The 21,970-nt window shown below is 29.4% G+C and carries 16 protein-coding genes; 7 read left to right on the top strand and 9 right to left on the bottom strand.

Translation table 11 applies throughout. The annotated features are described in order from the left end of the window. The first annotated feature begins 6 nt into the window (after positions 1-6). From sprA to ACN5J5_RS06250, 7 genes are all read left to right on the top strand, one after another. Complete coding sequence (sprA, locus tag ACN5J5_RS06280; protein ID WP_418646454.1) at positions 7-7,122, top strand: cell surface protein SprA; 7,116 nt, start codon at positions 7-9, stop codon at positions 7,120-7,122. Between the two features lie 24 nt (positions 7,123-7,146). Continuing rightward, positions 7,147-7,527, top strand: coding sequence for a glycine cleavage system protein GcvH (gene gcvH, locus ACN5J5_RS06275; protein WP_418646453.1), 381 nt, complete (start codon positions 7,147-7,149; stop codon positions 7,525-7,527). After that, entirely contained in the window at positions 7,493-7,861 is a 369-nt protein-coding gene (locus ACN5J5_RS06270) for a VanZ family protein (protein ID WP_418646452.1), read from the top strand. Before gcvH ends, ACN5J5_RS06270 begins: the two co-directional genes overlap by 35 nt. 73 nt (positions 7,862-7,934) lie before the next feature. Then, positions 7,935-8,657, top strand: a complete 723-nt coding sequence (locus tag ACN5J5_RS06265; protein WP_418646451.1) for an energy transducer TonB — start codon at positions 7,935-7,937, stop codon at positions 8,655-8,657. 238 nt (positions 8,658-8,895) lie between these two features. Then, complete coding sequence (locus tag ACN5J5_RS06260) at positions 8,896-11,484, top strand: AsmA-like C-terminal region-containing protein (RefSeq protein WP_418646450.1); 2,589 nt, start codon at positions 8,896-8,898, stop codon at positions 11,482-11,484. A 193-nt stretch (positions 11,485-11,677) separates the two neighbouring features. Beyond that, positions 11,678-14,143: a DUF5686 and carboxypeptidase regulatory-like domain-containing protein gene (locus ACN5J5_RS06255; RefSeq protein ID WP_418646449.1), complete on the top strand. Its 2,466-nt coding sequence runs from the start codon at positions 11,678-11,680 to the stop codon at positions 14,141-14,143. Between the two features lie 39 nt (positions 14,144-14,182). Next, positions 14,183-14,425, top strand: a complete 243-nt coding sequence (locus ACN5J5_RS06250) for a MoaD/ThiS family protein (protein ID WP_418646448.1) — start codon at positions 14,183-14,185, stop codon at positions 14,423-14,425. 9 nt (positions 14,426-14,434) lie between these two features. On the opposite strand, the gene ACN5J5_RS06245 is transcribed toward ACN5J5_RS06250, so the two are convergent. The 9 genes from ACN5J5_RS06245 to ACN5J5_RS06205 all read right to left on the bottom strand — a co-directional run bounded on the left by ACN5J5_RS06245 (position 14,435) and on the right by ACN5J5_RS06205 (position 21,970). Next, positions 14,435-17,098, bottom strand: coding sequence for a carboxypeptidase-like regulatory domain-containing protein (locus ACN5J5_RS06245; RefSeq protein WP_418646447.1), 2,664 nt, complete (start codon positions 17,096-17,098; stop codon positions 14,435-14,437). A 5-nt stretch (positions 17,099-17,103) separates the two neighbouring features. Beyond that, positions 17,104-17,850 (bottom strand): GLPGLI family protein, encoded by a 747-nt coding sequence (locus ACN5J5_RS06240; RefSeq protein WP_418646446.1) that lies wholly within the window; start codon positions 17,848-17,850, stop codon positions 17,104-17,106. 24 nt (positions 17,851-17,874) lie between these two features. After that, on the bottom strand, positions 17,875-18,276 hold the full coding sequence (locus ACN5J5_RS06235) for a GLPGLI family protein (protein ID WP_418646533.1): 402 nt from the start codon (positions 18,274-18,276) through the stop codon (positions 17,875-17,877). Positions 18,277-18,317: 41 nt separating this feature from the next. Further along, the gene (locus ACN5J5_RS06230; protein WP_418646445.1) at positions 18,318-18,584 is read right to left on the bottom strand and encodes a hypothetical protein; all 267 of its coding nucleotides are present in this window, start codon (positions 18,582-18,584) and stop codon (positions 18,318-18,320) included. Positions 18,585-18,646: 62 nt separating this feature from the next. Continuing rightward, positions 18,647-18,841: a hypothetical protein gene (locus ACN5J5_RS06225; protein WP_418646444.1), complete on the bottom strand. Its 195-nt coding sequence runs from the start codon at positions 18,839-18,841 to the stop codon at positions 18,647-18,649. Between the two features lie 543 nt (positions 18,842-19,384). Continuing rightward, positions 19,385-20,047: a GLPGLI family protein gene (locus ACN5J5_RS06220; protein ID WP_418646443.1), complete on the bottom strand. Its 663-nt coding sequence runs from the start codon at positions 20,045-20,047 to the stop codon at positions 19,385-19,387. A gap of 132 nt (positions 20,048-20,179) precedes the next feature. Continuing rightward, on the bottom strand, positions 20,180-20,914 hold the full coding sequence (locus tag ACN5J5_RS06215; RefSeq protein WP_418646442.1) for a GLPGLI family protein: 735 nt from the start codon (positions 20,912-20,914) through the stop codon (positions 20,180-20,182). A gap of 53 nt (positions 20,915-20,967) precedes the next feature. Further along, positions 20,968-21,195, bottom strand: coding sequence for a hypothetical protein (locus ACN5J5_RS06210; protein WP_418646441.1), 228 nt, complete (start codon positions 21,193-21,195; stop codon positions 20,968-20,970). A gap of 505 nt (positions 21,196-21,700) precedes the next feature. Further along, positions 21,701-21,970, bottom strand: a complete 270-nt coding sequence (locus ACN5J5_RS06205) for a DUF3817 domain-containing protein (protein WP_418646440.1) — start codon at positions 21,968-21,970, stop codon at positions 21,701-21,703.

Here is a 21,970-nt window from a genome sequence, read left to right as displayed (position 1 = left end):
AATAGGTTGAAAAAAACAGTTATTAATAGATTACTAACAACACTTACTATATTGGTAAGTGTTGTTTCGTTTTCACAAAACACTTCAGGTAGTAAAAAAGACTCGATTATTCCGCTTCGATATAATTTTAATAATAATCAAAACGGAGGTCTTTTTTTAAACAGTCCTACAGAAAAAATTGTAAAGTACGACAAGGCTATAAACAAGTTTGTGTTGGTTGAAAAAATAGGTGATTACTACGTAGGAGTTCCTATTTTTATGACTCCGAAAGAGTATGAGCAATATCGACTTAAAAACGATTTAAAAGATTATTTTAAAGAAAAGGTTGACGCAACAAATCCGAAGAAAAAGGGAACTAAAAATGCACGTAAAAATCTGTTACCTAAATATTATGTAAACTCTAAGTTTTTCGAATCTGTTTTTGGTGGTAATACGGTAGAAGTTAACCCTACTGGTCAAGTAAATATAAAGTTAGGAGGAATTTATCAGAAAAATGAAAATCCGCAAATTTCTATCGAAAACCAAAGTAGTTTTACGTTTGATTTTGATCAGCAAATAAGTGCGGGTATACAAGCAAAAGTTGGTAAACGATTAAAAGTAACTGCAAATTACGACACACAATCTACTTTCGATTTTCAAAATATTATAAAGCTAGAATACACCCCAACCGAAGATGATATTATTAGAAATATTGAGGCGGGTAATATTAGCATGCCAATTAAAAACTCGTTAATAAACGGTGCGCAATCGTTATTTGGAGTTAAAACAGAGCTGCAATTTGGTAAAACCTATGTAACGGCAGCTTTTTCGCAGCAAAATTCGCAATCTAAAACAGTTATTTCAGAAGGTGGTGCTACTGTTGAACCTTTTGAATTACGAGCTTCTGATTACGATAATGACCGTCACTTTTTTTTGGGACAATATTTTAGAGAAAATTACAAACAAGCTTTAAATAATTATCCGTTGGTAAACAGCCCTATAAACATTACTCGCGTTGAAGTTTGGGTTACCAACAGAAATCAAAATGTAACAGATTACCGTAGCATTGTAGGTCTTGCCGATTTAGGAGAGTCCGATGATGCAAACGAGGTAAATCCTGCTGAGATTAATGCAATTCCTGGTGCAATTTCTGCTAATTCTAATATTTTACCTTATAACGGTGTTAATAATTTAAACAGCTTACTCGCTACAACGTCAGGAGGCATAAGAGATGTTGCGACTGTAGATAATGCAATTAATTCGCTAGGTATTACACCAAAACAAGGTTTTAACTATTCGTATTTACAAAATGCTCGAAAATTACAAGCAAACGAATTTAAGGTACATCCGCAGTTAGGTTTTATATCCTTAAATAGAAGATTAAATGATGGTGAAGTTTTAGCTGTTGCTTATGAATATACAGTAGTTGGAGCATCAAATGGCGAAACCGTATTTAAGGTTGGTGAATTTTCTAATGATGGTGTGGTAGCACCAGCAAACTTAGTCGTAAAATTATTACGTAGTGAAATTTTAAACACCATTCGTCCCGGAACTGGTGGTACCTCTGGTGTACCTGCAGTTGCTTTTCCTACTTGGCGTTTAATGATGAAAAACGTATATGCCTTAGGTGCTTTTCCGTTACAACGAGAAGGATTTAGGTTTGAATTATTGTATCGTGATGATGAAACAGGAACTTTACAAAACACCTTACAAAAAGCATTAACAACAGGAGTTACAGATAAACCTTTATTGCGAATTTTTAATTTAGATAAATTAGATCAAAGTGAATATACTGTACCTAACGGTGATGGTTTTTTTGATTATGTAGATGGTATTACAGTAAACTCTGAAAGAGGATATGTTCTGTTTCCTGAACCAGAACCTTTTGGAATTGATTTAAGAGATGAATTAACCAATACTTCCGATCAAAATAAATATCTTTTTGAAGAACTATATTTAACAACAAAGATTCAGGCAAAAAACGAATATCAGAATAAAGATAAGTTCTTTTTAAAAGGATATTTTAAATCAGAAACAAGTAGAGGAATATCATTAGGTGGTTTTAATATTCCTAGAGGTTCTGTTAATGTTACTGCCGGAGGTCGTCAGCTAGTTGAAGGAATTGATTATGTAGTAGATTATCAATTAGGAAGAGTACAAATTTTAGATCCAGGTTTAGAAGCTTCTGGTGTACCAATTAATGCTACAACAGAGAGTAATAATTTATTTAGTCAGCAACGAAAAACATTTATTGGGGTTGATGTTGAGCATCGTTTTTCAGAAAAATTTATTTTAGGAGGTACCTTTTTAAATGTTAGCGAAAAACCAATTACACCAAAAGTTAATTTTGGAGGTGAACCGATTGATAATGTAATGCTTGGTTTAAATTTAGATTATTCTGCCGAAGTGCCTTATTTAACAAAATTAGCCAATAAACTTCCGTTTGTAGAAACTGATGCGCCATCAAATATATCAGTAAGAGCAGATATGGCGTATTTATTACCAGGATCGCCAAGCGGAATTAATGTAGACGGTACAGCAACTTCTTATTTAGATGATTTTGAAGCATCTCAAATCCCCATTAATTTAAGTTCACCACAACAATGGTATTTAGCAAGTACACCAGAATCGCAAGGTTTTAATGGTGGAGCGGGCGATTTAACATACAATCATAAAAGAGCAAAATTAGCATGGTATAATATTGATCAATTATTTTATGGTAGCGGAAACAGGCCTGGTAATATTGATGAAAATGAACTGTCTAGAAACGAAGTTCGTCAAATACGTTATAACGAATTATTTCCGAATACCGATTTAGATATTACCCAACAAAACTTAGTACGTACGTTAGATTTAGCTTATTACCCGTCTGAAAGAGGACCTTATAATTACAATCAAAATGCAAGCACAGTAACTGCCGAAGAACGTTGGGGAGGAATTATGCGCCCTTTAACCACCAATAATTTTGAACAAGCCAATGTAGAGTATATCCAATTTTGGTTAATGGATCCGTATGAGAACTATTCAATTACTCAAGCCGAAGGATTGCCAGCAGGTGTAAATCCACAGGATGCAAGCAATCAAATAGGTAAGTTATTTATAAATTTAGGAAGCGTTTCTGAAGATATTTTAAAAGATGGAAGAAAACAATACGAAAACGGTTTACCTGCAGATGGTGTTAAAGTTGACGGAACGAATGTAAATGCTACCACTTGGGGAAACATACCTATAAATCCATCCATTTTATACGCTTTTGATTCCAGCAATGATGCTAGAACGCACCAAGATATTGGTTTAGATGGATTAACAGATGCTGAAGAGAAGCTAAAATATCCAGCATTTGCAGCCTTAGATGATCCTGCGGGAGATAACTTTCAGTATTTTAGAGGAGGAAGTATTGAAGCCTTAAACCCATCGGTTTTATCAAGATATAAAAACTTTAATGGTACGCAAGGAAACTCGCCAACGGCAAGCCAATCAAACGAATCTTTTCCTACTTCATCAACAGCATATCCCGATGCAGAAGACATCAACAAAGATCAAACCATGAATCCTGTAAATAGCTATTTCGAATACGAAGTTTCGTTAGATAAAAGCGATTTACAAATGGGTCAAAATAATATTATTGATGTAAAAAGCGAGCCAATTACTTTAGCAAATGGTGCCTCACGAACTACAACTTGGTATCAGTTTAGAATTCCGGTTAGAAATGTAACAAGTGCTCAAAAAATTAATGGAATTACCGATTTTAATAGCATCCGTTTTATAAGAATGTTTCTTACACGATTTAAAATGCCAGTTGTTTTACGTTTCGGAGAGTTAGAATTGGTAAGAGGAGATTGGCGTAGATATACCAAAACTTTGCCAACCACAGGATCGCCTACCGATTTAAATAACACAGAACTTAATAATTTTGAAGTTGGAGTGGTAAGTATAGAACAAAACCAGGAAAGATATAAATTACCTCCAGGAATTGAGCGTGAAGAATTACAGGGAACCAATAGAATTCAGCGACAAAACGAGCAATCTGTAACCTTAAAAGTTACCGACTTAGCCGCAGATGATGCAAGAACAATTTATAAAAATATAAGTATTGACATGCGTAGGTATAAAAAATTACGAATGTTTTTACATGCCGAAAAACCTGCACTGGCAAATACGCAAGATGGCGATATGGTAGCTATTATTCGTTTAGGAACCGATTTAAATGATAATTATTACGAAATTGAAAAACCGTTAGAATTATCAACTTCAAGAACAACTTCGTTTGATGTTTGGCCAGAGGCAAATAATTTAGAAGTTCCGCTAGAAGAATTGGCCAATTTAAAAATTGATAGACCTACTGGAACAGGAACAAATATTACCGATGTTTTTTCATCAACAAGTTCTAATGGTTTAAAAATATCAGTAAGAGGAAATCCTACCTTAGCACAAGTAAGAACCGTAATGTTGGGTGTAAAAAATGTATCTAATTCTGATAAAACTGTGGAAGTTTGGTTTAACGAATTACGAGCTGTTGGTTTTGATAACAAAGGCGGATGGGCAGCTGTGGTAAATGCAGATGCAAATCTTGCAGATGTGATGGATGTATCTTTAGCGGGTAGAATGTCTACCATTGGTTTTGGTAGTGTTGAAGATCGTGTGCAACAAAGAAGTATTGAGGAAATTAAACAATATAGTGTGGCAACCAATGTTCAGTTAGGTAAAATGATGCCGCAAAACTGGAACATGCAAGTACCGATGAGTTATAGTTATGGAGAAGAATTTAGAGACCCTAAATACGATCCGCAATTTCAAGATGTTGCCTTAGCTGATGCATTAGATAAGAATCCGAACAGTAAAAATGCTCAGGATTATACTCGTAGAAAAAGCATTAGTTTTATCAATGTAAAAAAGAATAAAAATCCTAAAAGCAAGAAAAAACCTAAGTTTTATGATGTAGAAAATTTTTCGGTTTCTTATGCTCATAACGAAGAGTTTCATAAAGATTATAACATTGAAAAATTTGAAGATAAAAATGTAATGGCAGGTGCGAGTTATAATTTTAACTTTAAGCCTTTTGTTATTGAACCATTTAAAAAATCGGAAACATTTAAAGGCAAATACTGGCAATTTATAAAAGATCTTAACTTTAATCCAGTTCCTAAAACAATTGCATTAAATTCAAGAATTAACAGAAATTACAATTCGCAACAATCAAGAAATTTAATTCAAGGTTTAACAGCACAACCCGAATTAGTACAACGTAGATTTTTATTTAATTGGGATTATACTATTGGTTTTGACTTAACAAAATCACTACAATTAAACTTTAATGCTACAAACAACCATATTTATGATGGTTTTGGTGAAGATGAATTAGAAATTTATGATAAATTTTTTACAACTGGTAGGCCCGATAATTATCATCAAAAACTAAATGCTACGTATAAACTACCATTAAAAAAATTACCTTTTTTAAGCTTTTTAAGTGCCGATTATGGGTATAATGCCGATTTTGATTGGAAAGCGAGCTCGCAAAGTAGTTTAAGTTTACCTAACGGACAAGATGTTAGTTATGTGGATGTTGTAGGAAATATGATTCAGAATGCAAACACACATAACTTTAATACAAATATAGATTTTGGTCGTTTTTACAAAACATTAGGTTTAGAAAAACTATTATTAAAAGGCACCAAAAAGAAACCAACCAAAAAAGGAATGGCAACTTTAGGAGCAAAAACACCTTCGCAAAAAGCAAAATTAAAGAAGAATGCTTCTTTTGGTCATAAAATAATGAAGGGAACTTACGATGTGTTAACATCAGTAAAAAGAGCAAAAATTAGTTATTCTGAAAATAACGGAACCTTATTACAAGGGTATAAACCTTCGGTTGGTTTTTTAGGAAGAAATAGTTTTGAAGGAGGTACCGCGCCTTCATTAGGATTTGTATTTGGTAGTCAAACCGATATTTTAAATAAAGCAATAGAAAACGGATGGTTGGTTACAAGAACCAGTCAAACCGATCCTGATCAACCATATTATAGTAAAAATTACGGTAAAACAAGATATAAAAAGTTAGACTACACCGTTTCAGTAAAACCTTTTAAAGATGTAACAATCGATTTAAGAGGAAACAGAATTAAAACAAGTAATTTAAATCAGCAATTAGATGTAATTTCAAATGGTAGTGGTGGCTTTCATCAAGATCCAAACATCAGAGCATTTGAAACAGGTAATTATAGTATTAGTCATTTTATGTTAGGTACAGCTTTTACCAATAGTGATAAATTATACGACGACTTTTTAGCAAACAGAGCTATTATTGCTGATAGATTATCTGCAGCATCAGGATTACCAAACACAGCAAGTGCTGGTTATAAAGTTTCAGGACAACAAGCAATGTTACCTGCTTTTATTGCAGCATATTCAGGTAATAACGCTAGCTCGGTAAGTACTGATATTTTTAAAAACATACCAATACCTAACTGGACATTGCGTTATAATGGATTTATGAAGAATAAATGGTTTAAGAAAACCTTCTCTTCATTTACCTTATCACACGGTTATAAATCGTCTTATACTATAGGAAATTACACCAATAACTTACAATACGATTCAAATGCAGCAACAAATACAAATACTTCTGGTAATTATCAGCCAGAACTATTAATTTCGTCGGCAACTTTAATTGATGAATTTTCGCCATTGGTAAAAGTTGATTTTAGAATGAAAAACTCTTTTTCATTTAAAGGAGAAGTGCGTAGAGATAGAAGTTTAACCTTAAACTTTAATAACAATACTTTAACAGATGTTAAAGGAACAGAATATGTTATTGGTTTTGGTTATAAGATTAGAGATGTTAAATTTGTAACCAGATTTACCGGAAAAAAAGAAACGTTAAAAGGAGATATTAATTTAAGAGCAGATATTTCGCTAAGAGATAATTTAACCTTAATACGTAGTGTTGATGAAAATAATAGTCAAATAACAGGAGGTGAAAATTTATTTGGATTAAAATTTATAGCCGATTATAATTTAAGTAGTAATTTAACCGCGTCGTTTTATTACAATCATCAAACATTTGAATATGCGGTATCAACAACGTTTCCAAGGCAATCTATCAATGCAGGAATCAATATAATATATAATCTAGGAAATTAAAACGAACACAATAAAAATAATACAATGAACATTCCATCAGAATTAAAATACACAAAAGACCACGAATGGGTTAAAGTAGAAGAAGGTGTTGCTACAATTGGTATTACAGCTTTTGCACAAGGTGAATTAGGAGATATCGTATATGTAGATGTTGATACTTTAGATGAAACTTTAGATATTGAAGAGGTTTTCGGTTCGGTAGAAGCAGTAAAAACAGTATCAGACCTTTTTATGCCTTTATCAGGTGAGGTAATTGCCTTTAATGAAGCCTTAGAGGACGAGCCAGAATTAGTAAATTCTGATCCTTACGGTAACGGTTGGATGATAAAAGTTAAATTATCAGACGATTCGCAAACAACAGATTTATTAAGTGCTGAAGCTTATCAAGAACTTATTAAAGCGTAATTTAACTAAAATAGCAATACTAATTACCATTAGTATTGCTATTTTAAGCTTAATAAAGCTTGGTAAACAACCCATACAAATAAATAACTTAGATAAATATGAGCATGCCTTTGCATATTTTGTTTTAAGTTTAAGTTGGTTGGTTGCCCTTCGCAAAACAACAATCAATAAAATTTTGATTGTTTTTTGTTGTTTTATTTATGGCATACTTATTGAGACTCTTCAAGTTACAATAACTACACACCGTACTGGTGATATTTTAGATATTGTAGCAAATACGACGGGTATTTTAATAGCTTATATCGTTTACTTTCTTTTTTTAAGAAAAATGTAGCTATTTAAAGGATTAGCTTGTAAAAGTTAAAATAATTTAATTAAATTAGCGAACTATTAAAAAATATTTTAGGATGGAAATTAAGAAAAATCCAAAATCAAACTTAGAGAATTATAGTAAACTGTTTATGCAGTTAGGTTTGGTTTTAGCTTTATTTGTAACATATGTTGCGATTGAAAACAAAACATATGATAAGGAGTATGGAGATTTAGGAATGGCTAATATGGCTTCAGATATTGAAGAAGAAACAATAGAACTTATTGTTGAACCACCAAAGCCAAAACCAAATACACCACCACCACCAGCTCCAGAAAAAATTGAAATTGTAGAAGATGAGAAAGAAGTTGAAGAGACTATTATTGAGTCTACCGAAACTGATGAATCTGAAGCTGTAGAAGTTGAAGATATTGAAGAAGTTGAAGAAGCTGAAGAAGTTATAGAAGATGTACCTTTTGCTGTTATTGAAGACGTACCTGTTTTCCCTGGTTGTAAAGGAACAAAGGCTCAAAAGAAAGCTTGTTTAAATAAAAAATTAATGAAGCACGTTCAGCGTTATTTCGATTCTGAACTAGCAAATGAATTAGGTTTAGCTCCTGGAAAAAAGAAAATATATGTTCAATTTAAAATTGACGTAGACGGTTCTATAACAAGCGTAAATGCAAGAGCTCCACACCCAAGGTTAAAAAAGGAAGCTATTCGTGTAGCTAAAAAAATTCCTAAAATGAAACCAGGAAGACAAAGAGGTAGAGCTGTAAGAGTTGGGTATACTTTACCTATTACTTTTATGATAGAATAAGTAGTAAAATAATTTAATCTGTTTAAGTAATAAACAGGTTGAGAAAATAAAGAAACCACAAGATAATATCTTGTGGTTTCTTTATTTTAAATCTAATTTAAATCTTAAAATCACTCATAAAAGAGCGTTTTATTTAAAGTTAAGGTACAGCTTAACAAATTTTATACTTTTATTATCTTTCTTTTTGTAAAAATTTACTCAAATTTGTACTATCCTTTAAATTGAGATACCACTACTTATGAAAAAGATTTATAAAATACTTTTAGGAATACTGCTTGCTTTTTTTATCCTTCTAATTAGTATACCTTTTTTATTTCAAGACAAGATTGTTAACCTTGTTAAAACTACCATTAACAACAACTTAAATGCACAAGTTGATTTTAATGAAGCATCGTTAAGTTTAATTAAAAATTTTCCGAATGCATCAGTTCAATTATCAAATGTAACAGTTATAAATAATGCTCCTTTTAAAGGAGATACACTCGTTTTTGCAAAAAATATTAGCTTAAAATTAAAACTTACAGATTTATTTAAAAGCGCGTCTGAGCAATTAAGTATTCAATCATTTACTATTGATAATGCCTTGGTAAATGTACTTGTAAACGAAAAAGGAGATGCAAATTACAATATTACTATTCCTTCTGATACCAAAACAGAAGCCACTACCAACGAGCCTTCTAATTTCGGATTGTCAATTAAATCTTATGCAATTACCAATTCTGTAATAAAATACACTGATGCTAAAGGAAAAATGTCTTTAGAACTTTCTGATTTTAATCATAATGGAAGTGGTGATTTTTCACAGTCAAACACTGAATTAAAAACGGAAACCACCACAGCTATTTCTTTTTCTTTGGATGGAACGTCGTATGCAAAAAATCAAAAATTACAACTCGATGCTATTTTAGGAATGGATTTAATCAACAATAAATTTTCTTTCTTAAAAAATGAATTAAAACTAAACAAGTTACCTTTAATTTTTGATGGATATGTTCAATTAAACGACTCTAATCAAGAAATTAACATCAATTTTAATACACCTTCATCAGATTTTAAAAACTTTTTAGGATTAATACCAGAAACATACACAAAAAGTATTGCAAACGTTACAACAAACGGTAATTTTAGCGTAAACGGTAAAGTTAATGGAATATTAGATGAAACACATATTCCTAAATTAGATATTGTTGTACAGTCTAAAAACGCCTCATTTAAATACCCAGATTTACCTAAAAGTGTAGAAAACATTAATATTAATGCACAAGTAAAAAACACAACAGGTAAGCTTAAAAATACCGTTGTAAATCTTACAAATTTATCTTTTAAAATTGATGAAGATACTTTTTCGAGCACAGCGAGTGTTAACAATATAACCACCAACCCAAAAATAAACGCCACTATAAAAGGAGCCTTAAACCTTGGTAAAATAAATCAAGCTTACCCTATCGATTTAAAAAACGAATTAAGTGGTATTTTAAAAGCTGATTTAAGCACTCAGTTTGATTTAAATGCGATTAAGAACAATCAATTAAATCGTATTAAAAACAATGGTAAAATAAGTGTGACTGACTTTGTTTTTTCATCTAAAGACATTGTAAATACATTACATATTAAAAACACTGAAATTGATTTTAAACCGAGTTTAATATCACTAACTAAATTTGATGCTAAAACAGGTAAAAGTGATTTAAATGCTAGCGGAACCTTAAAAAATGTATTAGGTTTTTTATTATCAAATAAAAAATTACAAGGAAATTTAAATGTAAAATCAAACGCTTTTTATGTGAGTGATTTTATGCAAGAAAACACAGATGAAACTTCAACAGAAAACACAAATAATCAAGAAGTTGCAACCGAGTCTTTAAAAATTCCTGCATTTTTAGATTGCGCTGTTTTAGCTGATGTAAAAACTGTGCATTACGATAATTTAACATTAAAGAATGTAAAAGGAAAACTTTTATTAAAAGATGAAAAAGCAATTTTACAAAACGTAAACGCTAGTGTTTTTAAGGGTAAAATTACCTTAAACGGAGAGGTAAACACACAGCAAAAAACACCTTCTTTTAATATGGATTTAGGTTTAAAATCGTTTGACATAGCGCAATCTTTTAACGGTTTAGATTTATTAAAATCAATTAGTCCTATTATAGGTGCCATGAATGGAAAACTGAATTCAGACATTAATTTATCAGGGAATTTAACCAAAGATTTTACTCCTAATTTAGCATCACTTTCTGGGAAAGCTTTAGCCGAATTGTTAACTACAAAAATTGATCCTAAAAGCACAAAATCATTAAGTTTATTAAACGATAAATTATCATTTATTGATTTAAGTAAAATAGATTTATCGGATATTAAAACGCATTTATCTTTTAATAATGGAGAGGTTTCTGTAAAACCTTTTAAGTTAAATTATAAAGATATTGGCATTAATATAGGTGGTAGTCATAGTTTTGATCAGAATATGAACTACAATATTACCTTAGATGTACCTGCAAAATATTTAGGAAAAGATGTACAAGGTTTATTATCTAAACTAAGTGCAAAAGAACAAAATGTTACTGTGCCTATTACCGCAAATATTACTGGAAACATGGCAAATCCGTCTGTAAAAACAGATTTATCATCTTCGGTTACAAAGTTGAGTCAAAAATTAATTCAACAACAAAAAGATAAATTAATAAATAATACTTTAGGTAATTTATTAGGTACTAAAAAGAAAGATACTACCAAAACATCAGCAACAAAACAAGAAGATAAAGCTAAAAAAGTAACAAATGCTTTAAAAGGTTTGTTTGGTAAAAAGAAGAAAAAAGGAGGAAATTAAACTGCACTTATTTCAAACTTTCGTACATCTTATTAAATAAATCTCTAAAGTAAATTAGAAAGATTTTTAAATACATGAGCAACCTTTTTGTTGTTTTTCAAGTCTATCTTTTAAGAAGACTTTGTAAGTTGTTTAACATTATTTAAACACACATTTGCAAAGTCTTCTTATAAGTTTACCTAAAAAATTAATGATGAAAAAAATTACAACGCTTTTACTTTTAATAACTACACCTTTTTTATTTTCTCAAATAAAAGGAACAGTAACGAATAATAAAAATAAACCACTTTCATTTGTTAGTATTTATTTAGAAAACTCAATAACAGGTACAACTACAAACGATAGTGGAAATTATGAGTTAACTTTTACTAAAAAAGGAAAACATACTATTGTATATCAAATTTTAGGATATAAAACCGTAAAAAAAACGGTTGATATTTCTTCTTTTCCTGTTAATGTAAACATTGTTCTTTTTGAAGAAGAAGTTACTTTAGATGAAGTTTTAATTTCATCAAATGAAAATGTAGCCAATAAAATTATTAGAAAAGTTATTGCGAACAAAAATAAAAACACCGATAAATTTGCACAGTATACAGCTGATTTTTATTCACGCGGATTATTTAAAGTAAAAAACTTACCTAAAAAATTTTTAGGACAAGATATTGGTGATATGGGTGGCGGATTAGATTCTACCAGAACCGGAATTGTATATTTATCTGAAACTATATCAAGTATTTCATATCAAAAAAAACCAAAAAAATTTAAAGAATATATTATCGCATCAAAAGTTAGTGGAGAAGATAATGGCATTAGTTTTAATCAGGCTGATGAAGTAGATTTTAATTTATATGAAAACTCATTTAATTTAGCGGATGCCGAAATGATTTCGCCAATTGCAAACAGCGCTTTTAGTTATTACAACTATAAATTAGCTGGTACTTTTTATGATAAAAACGGGAGGTTAATTAGCAAAATAAAATTACTTCCTAAACGAAAAAACGATCGTGTTTTTAGTGGTTTTATTTATATTGTTGAAGATGATTGGGCTATTTATGGTGCCGATATTAATATAACTGGCGCACAAATAAGCATGCCAATGATAGATTCGTTACAGTTAAAACAAAACTATAATTTTTCGCCTAAAAATAATGCATGGGTTCTAATAACCCAAACGATAGATTTTAAAGCGGGTATGTTTGGATTTAATTTTAATGGACGCTTTTCTGCTGCTTATACAAACTATAATTTTTTACCCAACTTTACCGATAAAACTTTTGGAAACGAGATATTGTCGTTTGCTAAAAATGCCACCGAAAAAGATTCTTTATACTGGACAAAAATTAGACCTGTAACTTTAACAACCGAAGAGGTTGCCGATTACAAACTAAAAGACAGTATTAAAACTATTAGAAAATCTAAAAAATATTTAGACTCTGTAGATACCAAACAAAATAAATTTGGCCTTTTAGATATTGTTACCGGATATTCTTATGACAATACGTATAAAAAATGGGGCCTTAGTTTTTCTTCGCCTATTGAATATTTAAATTTTAATACCGTACAAGGTTGGAACTCGTCAGTAGGATTGCAGTATTATAAATCTGTAAACAAAAAAGGGGAACGATTTAATATTGGAACAAAATTTAATTATGGCCTTTCGGATAAAAAATTAAGACCAACTGGGTATTTTTCTTATAAATGGAACAATACAACTAAACCTATTTTAAATATTTCTGGTGGAGTTACAACGACTCAGTTTAACGAAAAACAACCTATTTCTAAACTTTGGAATACGATTAGCTCTGTTTTATTTGAACGAAATTACCTTAAAATTTATGAAAAATCATTTGCTAAAATTTCTTTTTCTCAAGAGATAAAAAACGGAATTCACCTGTTTACTTCTTTAGAATACGCGGATAGAAAGCCGCTATTTAACACAACTGATTATGTAATGTTTCCGCAAGATGATATTAATTATACCTCAAACAATCCGCAAGATCCTGCAAATTTTACATCATCATTTACACCTCACAAAATGTGGTCGTTTAGATTAGGAACAGCTATTAATTTTGGTCAAAAATACGTATCATATCCTAATGGAAAATATAATGTGCGTAACAATAAATATCCATCATTATTTATTGGTTATAACAAAAATTTTGGTGCTAGTAATACGCAATTAAGTTCAGATATTATTTACACTCAATTAAAACAAAAAATAGCTTTTGGTAACTGGGGAGAATTTAAATACAAAGCGCAAGGAGGATTGTTTTTAGAACAAAAAGATATCTCGTTTATAGATTATGTTCATTTTAATGGAAATCGCTTATTAGTTGCCCCGAAAGATGATTATTTAAACAATTTTTACATGTTGCCATATTATCAATTAAGTACCAATGATAAATACGGAGAATTGCATGGAGAATACAATTTTAAAGGAGCTTTATTAAGCAAAATTCCGTTGTTAAATAAATTGAATTTTCATTTAGTTACCGGTGCCAAAGGATTGTTTACAGCGGGTAACAAACCGTATACCGAATTTGCAGTTGGGTTAGATAATATCGGTATTGGTAAATGGCGATTTTTACGTGTAGATTTTGCCAGATCTAATTTTAATGGAAACAATGAAAACCGAGTGCTATTCGGAATTAAATTGTAATTTTACCTTATCAAAAAAATTAATCAAAAAAATACTCGTGTGAAAATAACTGTATTACTTTTTGGTATTGCTACAGATTTAACAGGAAATTCTTCTTTAATAGTAGAACTTCCTGTTACTACCAATATTGCTTCTTTTAAAAATTTACTTGTAACACAACATCCAAAGTTAAAACAAATGAGTTCGTATGCCATTGCTATTAACGAAAGTTATGCGAATGACGAAACTGTTATTAAAGAAAATGATGTAGTTGCTATTATTCCGCCAGTAAGCGGTGGATAATTGTATGTTTTACAATTTATACCCAACACTAAATAATACAACTCTTGGCATAACATAGGTTTTAGAATCGGTTATTAAATAATCAGAAAAACTGTTGCTTTGTTTAAAAGTCGTATCGAATAAATTCTGAGTCGTTAATTTAAACATCCAGGGGCTATCTTCTTTTTGATACGATAAAACTGCATTTGCAACGTTGTATTTATTATCAATATTTTGGGCTTTATTTTGATAATTATAATGCGTGTAATCAAAATTAAAAACAAATCCGTCTAAAAAGTCGTAATCTATATTTACATACGGTTCGTTAGTTACAAATTTAGAAGTTGAATTACTTAAAGTATATTTACCGATACTTTTTCTAAAGCCTAAATTGATTGTCGGAAAGTTTTCAAACAAGGTTTCAATACCAACATCAAAACCGTAATCGTTGCTTTTATTAGTCACAAAACTATTATTGATGCTTTGTTTAAAATTAGAAGCGTTATAATTACCCTCTAAATTATATCTAATTTTTTTAATTTTCTTTCGTAATGAACCTCTAACACTCCAACTTTCATTCGGATTGTCTAACATATCAATGGTTAAAAAACGATTGACACCATCAAAATTCACAGCACTTCTAAATCCTTTTACTCTTTTGGTGTAATTCGCGTTTGCAAACAACATTAATCCGCGATACAAACTAAAACGACTGTAACGAATACGTGCCGAATGATACAGCTCGTTTTCTAAATTAGGGTTTCCTTTAAATACAGAGTTATAGGATTGTAAATAAAAGCGACTTGCCAATTTAGAAGCGTTTGAAAAATTAGTTTTTAAATTATAATTCAGTTGAATTTTCTTTGATTTATTAAACTCTATCTTCATTAAAAAATCTGGCAAAACCACCCATTTATTTTTTTTGATTGATGTTGATTGGTTTACGCGCCAATTATAATTATGCGCATACGCACCTTGTTTAAAAGTAAATATTCCGGTTCTGAATTTATAATGTACACCTGCAAAAAAATCGTTGTGTTTTAAAACCGTGGTATTGTTAAATCCGTTTGATGAAAAGTCGTTTTCGGTACCATCATCCAACAATTGAAAATCATTACTGATAAATTTTTCTTGCTGATGTGTATTTCCAATCGTTGTATAAATATGATTATCACTATTTAACACCCAAAAATCTTTAAAAACCGTATGCAAATAATGTTTTTCGTTTTTGTTTAATTGGTTAATTCTTAAAGAAGCTTGATTAACATCTAAAGGCTGAATAATTGGTTTAATTCTATCTAAAAACGATTGTGAAGCATTCCAAAAAGTAGTTGGGTTATTTTTATCAAACGTATAATTTGCTGTTGATGAAAACGTATGTTTTTCAGACTGATCTTTATGCCATTCTATATTCTGATTTACATACCAAATATCGTTTTCTTTATTTGTATTGATATTATCTAGTTGATTATTTATAGCCGTAGTGGTTAAATTACCTCTTTCTACAGCCGATTTTTTAACCTGTGTTCTTACATACCATTGCTCTTTATTATTGGGAGCATACTCAATATTAAACTTACCAATGGCTAATATATTTTTTGAAGATGTTTTACTTTCCTTTTCTTCTAAAAAAGTAGTGTATTGATTGGTTGCCTCGTTAAAACTTTGGGTATTATTATGAGAAAAAATGGCATACCCAGAAATATCTAACTTACTAGCTACCGTTTTTGTAATATTTAAAGCACCAAAACGCTGTACACTTTGCAAAACATCTTTGTTTTCTAAAAACTGTGAAAAATCGCCACCTCGATAATTAAAATTACCATTAAAAACGGCGTTAACACCACCCTGAAAATTCATATAATCTTTAAACGTAAAAGTTTTTTCGCCAATATTATTTAAGTTACCAATAAAATTTACATTGGTTTTTGGCGAATAATAAAATAAGTTTGCATTGGTTTTGTAAAAATTTTCGTTACCCTTACCGGCTTCAACATCACCAAAAAGAAAACGTTTTTTATCTTCTTTTAATTTAATATTCATTGCCATTTCATCAGAATCTGATACATTTTTTAAAAAAGCAACTTCATTGTAATTGTCAATTACCTCAACTTTATCAACCGCATCCGCAGGAATATTTTCTACCCCTAATTTAGTACCTCCACCAAAAAACTTTTTACCATCTACCAATAACTTGGTTACTTTTTTTCCTTGTACCGTTACACCTCCGTTTTTATCAACCTCAACACCTGGTAGTTTTTTAAGTACATTTTTAAGCTTACGTTCGCTACCATTTACAAACTTATCCGTATTGTAAATAATGGTATCTTGTTTTACCGTTACGGGAAGCTCAATAACCACTTCATCTAACTGATTTTTAGCTTCTTTTAGTACAAAGTTTTTGGTACTATTTTCTGTTGGTGCTATCTCAAGCTCAACTTTTTCATAACCCAAATAACTTATACTTATGGTGTATGTATTATTTTTAGTTAGTTCTAATTTATAACGACCTTGCTCGTCTGTAATAGCAAAACTCATGTTTTTAGTAACATCTTTGGGCTTTGCTATAATATTGGCATACGATAACGGATTTTGTAAACTATCTTTTACAGTACCTTTAAATACCACAGTTTGCGCACTACAAAAACTACTAGCAATAAAAACTAGTAACGGAAATACAACTCTTTTTAGCATTTTTTCTATCTTTTTCTTTCTAAATCTTTAAAGAAATTTTTACTCATTTCTTCATACGCTGCATTCGTCATTCGTTTTCCTTTCGTAGGTTTTTTTATAACAATTTTCTCTTTAGGATTTAAAACAATTTTTGTTGCTTTTATATTTATTCTATTATATGAAACTTCTAAAATTAACCCTGGCAAACCAAAATAATCAATAGGGCCAAAGCTTACAGGTATGGTTGGTGTAAACCATGCAGTTATTTTTAGAAGTGGTTTACCTTCTCTTACTTTTTTAACTGCAATTGCTTTAAAACATAAGTAATCACCTATCTTTTTTGTTTCTTGAGTTATTGTCCATTTAATTGGCAATAAATCTACACGTAAAGGTTCTGCATAATTAAGCTGTTTATAATAATCTTTTTCAGTACTGTTTGTATAGTATATCGTATTACCTCCAGCTATCATCGATGCCATACTTAAACCTTTATTTTTCTTGGCTCCATTCTTCATCTTTTTTTCAGCTTGGTATAAAGATTCGTTTTTAGAAAACGCTAAAACACCAGTAGCTTTTTCATTATTCATCAACATTTTTCTTATCGTTGAATGTGTTGATCTTGGTCTATTTCCTTTTTCTAATATCGAATCTACTTGTTGCTTAGTAAATGACTTGAATGAAATAGTGTAAAACACCTTACCTTGTAAAGTGTTTTGCGCTGATAGTATTGTTGTAAATACAATACATAAAAATAATAGGAAGTGTTTTTTCATAGTTTACTGTTTTAGTAAATAATGTTACCTGTTTTCAAAAGCTTTTTTGCCAATATCATCAAATTCTTTTTTAGTTACCCTTTGCCCCCCACCTTTTCTTTCTTTTAATTTCAAAGAAATTTGATTCAGTTTTATTTTTTGAGCATAAAAAGTTAAACTCCCTTCTGTTAACTCAAGAATTACTCCAGGTAAACCTGAATATTGTTTTGGTCCAAACCTATACGGTAAACCTGTAGTAAACCAAGCAATTACAGGTATCGTTTTTTCACCCCACCTACCTTTTTGCACTACCTTTGTTGTTGCTTTATAACAAATAAACTTTCCTATCTTTTTGGTTTGTTGAGATATACTCCATTTACTCTGTGGATAAACAACTTCAAAATCACTTCCAAAAGAATTCTTATGGTTTATTATTTCTGATTTTATATTATCTGTAAAAAACGTTCCTTTACCAACTTTTATCTCTGTTATATTCCTTTTTTTTTTGCTTCGGAATTCATTTTATTATCAACATAAAAAACTGACATATTCTTGTCAAAATCTAAAAAACAAGATAAATTATCATTGTTTTTTTTTAATAATTTTATTTTCTCTTTAAATCTACTAGACACTTCTTTTGATGTTTTTTCCATATTCGGAAAACTATACTCAGCAGCATAAATAATTCTATGTACTTGTGAAAAAGAAGATTGGTAAATAATCACACATAAAATCATTGTTATTATTTTTTTCATTGTTATGATATTTAAAACAAGTTTATCTATAATAGATAAACTTGTTATTATTTTATATTAAATTAGTTTTCCATACACCAAGTAAACCATTCATGCTCCTCTTCATAACTCAATTCAAGATAATAACCTGCAAAAGTTGCGAAATCATCACATTCGTCAAATTTAGATGGTGGTAACTCCGAATAATTATTAGTATTCGCATTCACTAAACCACTCGTAGCAAATACCATTGCTACTGCTAAAATTACTTTTTTCATTTTTTAAAAATTTTAAGTTTGTTAATTAATTTTTACGGCTTCTTTATATAAAAGAAGCTTACCTGTTATTTTCTTACAAATAAGATATTTTAACGTTAAAAATTTAAAAAGAAAAATGCGCGCAATTTATAAACATCCTTCTTCTTTTTACTAGCTAGCAAATAATAAAAAGTGATCAACTATTTTATTACATCTCAAAACTAAATCTTAGTAATTTAAAAAATGTTAACGTTTTAAGGGTTAACCCTATTTCGCATTAGGGTTAACCCTAATTTTTTGTTAAAAAAATGTTAAATAAAACAACCTTAACTACTCGTTATTAATGATTTATATTTTTCAAGGAAAACTCAAAAAAAAAATGCTCTTTTTAAATAAAATAAAAAAAATAAACATATTTAGTTTTTCTGTTTGTTTTTAAACTTTACATCATTAAATACAACAAACAAATTCATAATTAAAAGATTACAAGTTTATTTAAATATAAATTATTTATATAGGAATTTATACTTTTAACTTAAAAAAAAGTTATGAAAACAGAGGTTGCTAAAACCCAATATTCTTGGCTATCTCTCTTAATTTTTTTGAATATTCTTTTTCAGTTATAGGCATTCCTTTTGTTGGTTTTTTAATTTGCTTATCAGAAATTTCTTTAAATACAATTTCAGATGCTACAATACTTATTTTGCCTATTTCTACTTCTAAAATTAAACCTGGCAAACCGTTAAGGTCTTTGGGGCCAAAACTTAAAGGTATGTTAGGTGTAAACCATACTATCCTATTATTTTTAGAAATCGCCTTGTAACATACATAACCTCCTATTTTTTTATGCTCTTGCGTAATTTGCCATTGTTTTGGTAGATATGTCACTAAAAAATCTTTATCATATTCATTAACTGACTTTATAGTTTTTCCTTTTTCATTGTAAAAAATAGCATCACGACCACCAACAATTTCAAAAAAATTAATTTTTTCTCTCTCGCCTTCTTTATTAAAGTTAACCTTTCTTTTATAGCATGATTTATCCTCTTTAAAGACTAATTCAAACGCTGCACTACCTTTAAAAAAAGAAGTTAACTTTCCTTTTTTAATTATTTGATTATAATTTACTTCTTTTTTTGAAACTACTTTATACAAAACAACACCACTGTTTTTTTGACTAAATAGTGCTGTTGTTATAAATAATAAGGTTAATGCTATTGTTTTCATACAAACTAAGCTAATACTTATTTTAATACCTTTTTAAAATTTTTAAATGCTTCTCTTATTGATTTTTGATACTTTTCATCGCTTATTTTTTCTACTCCACTTGGTTTTTATTTTAATTCTCATTTAGCGTTTTTAATAAAGTTTTTTAAAGTCCTTTCTTGATTTTATAAGCATGTCTCTATATTCTTCCTCGGTTATCAACTTACCTCTATTTGGTTTTTTTATCGCTATTTTTTTTTGTGGATTCAGAATAATATTAGTGGAAAAATACCTTACATTATTTCTTTCCAATTCTAGAATTAAACCCGGTAGACCTGAAAAACCTATGGGCCCAAATGACACATTTATTTCTGGTGTATACCATGCTACTATCTTATAATCTATAATTCCATTTCTAGTTTTAACTTTTTCTATGGTCTCTGCTTTATAACAAATATAGTTTCCAATTTTTTTTGACACATTTTTCAACTTCCATTCTAAACTTTCGTACTTTATAATGAAAATTTCTCCAAAAGTATTTCTCTCTCTTAGCCTTTCTGTGAAAGAGTTATAATATAATCCTTTACCTTCTGCTCCTATCGAGAATCTTAAAAATTTATCTTTAGGCGTATACATTAAGTCTTGTACTTTAAATAAGCTTTTTTGTTTATTAAATTTTAGGAAAAAATTTAATAATTTATGAGCTTTTTTTGTGGTCTTTTCAATTTTTGAAAATTTTGTATATTTCTTAATACCAAGTTTTTCTTTCTTATCTTCAGTAAAAATAGTATTCAATTTTTCTTTTTGATAAGTTATTATACCTGATTTTACTTGACCATTTATGTTTAAAGAAAAAATAATTAAAATAAATAATAATTTATAATTCATAAGAGTTTTTAATTTAGTAAGAGGGAGAAATACTCCCTCTTTTTGTATTTTTATTAAAAAATAGTGGACCATTCATCTTTATATGATCCGTCATCATTACAGAAATATTCAAAATACGCATCAGTGTTATCGTATTCTTCTTCTTCATCACCTCCACCTGTTTCAGTTCCGAAATCCCAGGCATCTTTTGTACAATCGGCTGCTTTAATATCTAAAGTTTTCGCATTCACTAAACCACTCGTAGCAAAAACCATTACTACTGCTAAAATTACTTTTTTCATTTTTTAAAAATTTTAAATTTGTTAATTAATTTTTACGGCTTCTTTAAATAATAGAAGCTTACCTGTTATCTTATTTTCTTACAAATAAGATATTTTAACGTTAAAAAATTAAAAAGAAAAATGCGCGCAATTTATAAACATCCTTCTTCTTTTTACTAGCTAGCAAATAATAAAAAAGTGATCAACTATTTTATTACGTCTCAAAACTAAATCTTTGTAATTTAAAAAATGTTAACGTTTTAAGGGTTAACCCTATTTCGCATTAGGGTTAACCCTAATTTTTTGTTAAAAAAATGTTAAAGAAAACAACCTTAACTACTCGTTATTAATGATTTATATTTTTCAATAAAAACTCAAAAAAAAAAAAAATACTCTTTTTAAATAAAATAAAAAAATTAAACATATTTAGTTTTTCTGTTTGTTTTTAAACTTAAAACACCTTTAAAAAACAATAAAGCTGTAATTAAAATTACAGCTTTATTGTAAGTATAAAATATAATATTGGTTATTTTAAGTACTTACCAACAAAAAAAGTTCCGAAAGGTAAAATTGATAATAAACAAACCATACCAAAATCTTTACCTTTCCAATTAAGCTCGTACTTTAACATTATAGCCATAATTATATAAGCTACAAATAACAATCCATGAGGCATTCCTAACATTTTAACATATTCAGGATTACCTTGTAAATACTTAATTGGTGTTGCTATAAAAAGTAGTAAAATGTAAGAAATTCCCTCTAACCAGCTTACAATTTTAAATATATGTATCAT

This window comes from Tenacibaculum insulae (genome assembly GCF_964512435.1).
Taxonomy (GTDB): domain Bacteria; phylum Bacteroidota; class Bacteroidia; order Flavobacteriales; family Flavobacteriaceae; genus Polaribacter; species Polaribacter insulae_A.
The sequence above is the reverse complement of the archived record's forward strand: the minus strand, read 5'-3'. Positions and strand labels throughout refer to the sequence as shown.

Excerpts from the sequence above, each read along its gene's own strand:
- ACN5J5_RS06260 (WP_418646450.1), top strand. The coding sequence starts at position 8,896 with ATGAAAAAGATTTATAAAATACTTTTAGGAATACTGCTTGCTTTTTTT.
- ACN5J5_RS06225 (WP_418646444.1), bottom strand. The coding sequence starts at position 18,841 with ATGAAAAAAGTAATTTTAGCAGTAGCAATGGTATTTGCTACGAGTGGT.
- ACN5J5_RS06255 (WP_418646449.1), top strand. The coding sequence starts at position 11,678 with ATGAAAAAAATTACAACGCTTTTACTTTTAATAACTACACCTTTTTTA.
- ACN5J5_RS06265 (WP_418646451.1), top strand. The coding sequence starts at position 7,935 with ATGGAAATTAAGAAAAATCCAAAATCAAACTTAGAGAATTATAGTAAA.
- ACN5J5_RS06205 (WP_418646440.1), bottom strand. The coding sequence starts at position 21,970 with ATGATACATATATTTAAAATTGTAAGCTGGTTAGAGGGAATTTCTTAC.
- ACN5J5_RS06220 (WP_418646443.1), bottom strand. The coding sequence starts at position 20,047 with ATGAAAACAATAGCATTAACCTTATTATTTATAACAACAGCACTATTT.
- ACN5J5_RS06210 (WP_418646441.1), bottom strand. The coding sequence starts at position 21,195 with ATGAAAAAAGTAATTTTAGCAGTAGTAATGGTTTTTGCTACGAGTGGT.
- ACN5J5_RS06230 (WP_418646445.1), bottom strand. The coding sequence starts at position 18,584 with ATGAAAAAAATAATAACAATGATTTTATGTGTGATTATTTACCAATCT.
- ACN5J5_RS06240 (WP_418646446.1), bottom strand. The coding sequence starts at position 17,850 with ATGAAAAAACACTTCCTATTATTTTTATGTATTGTATTTACAACAATA.
- gcvH (WP_418646453.1), top strand. The coding sequence starts at position 7,147 with ATGAACATTCCATCAGAATTAAAATACACAAAAGACCACGAATGGGTT.
- ACN5J5_RS06245 (WP_418646447.1), bottom strand. The coding sequence starts at position 17,098 with ATGCTAAAAAGAGTTGTATTTCCGTTACTAGTTTTTATTGCTAGTAGT.
- ACN5J5_RS06215 (WP_418646442.1), bottom strand. The coding sequence starts at position 20,914 with ATGAATTATAAATTATTATTTATTTTAATTATTTTTTCTTTAAACATA.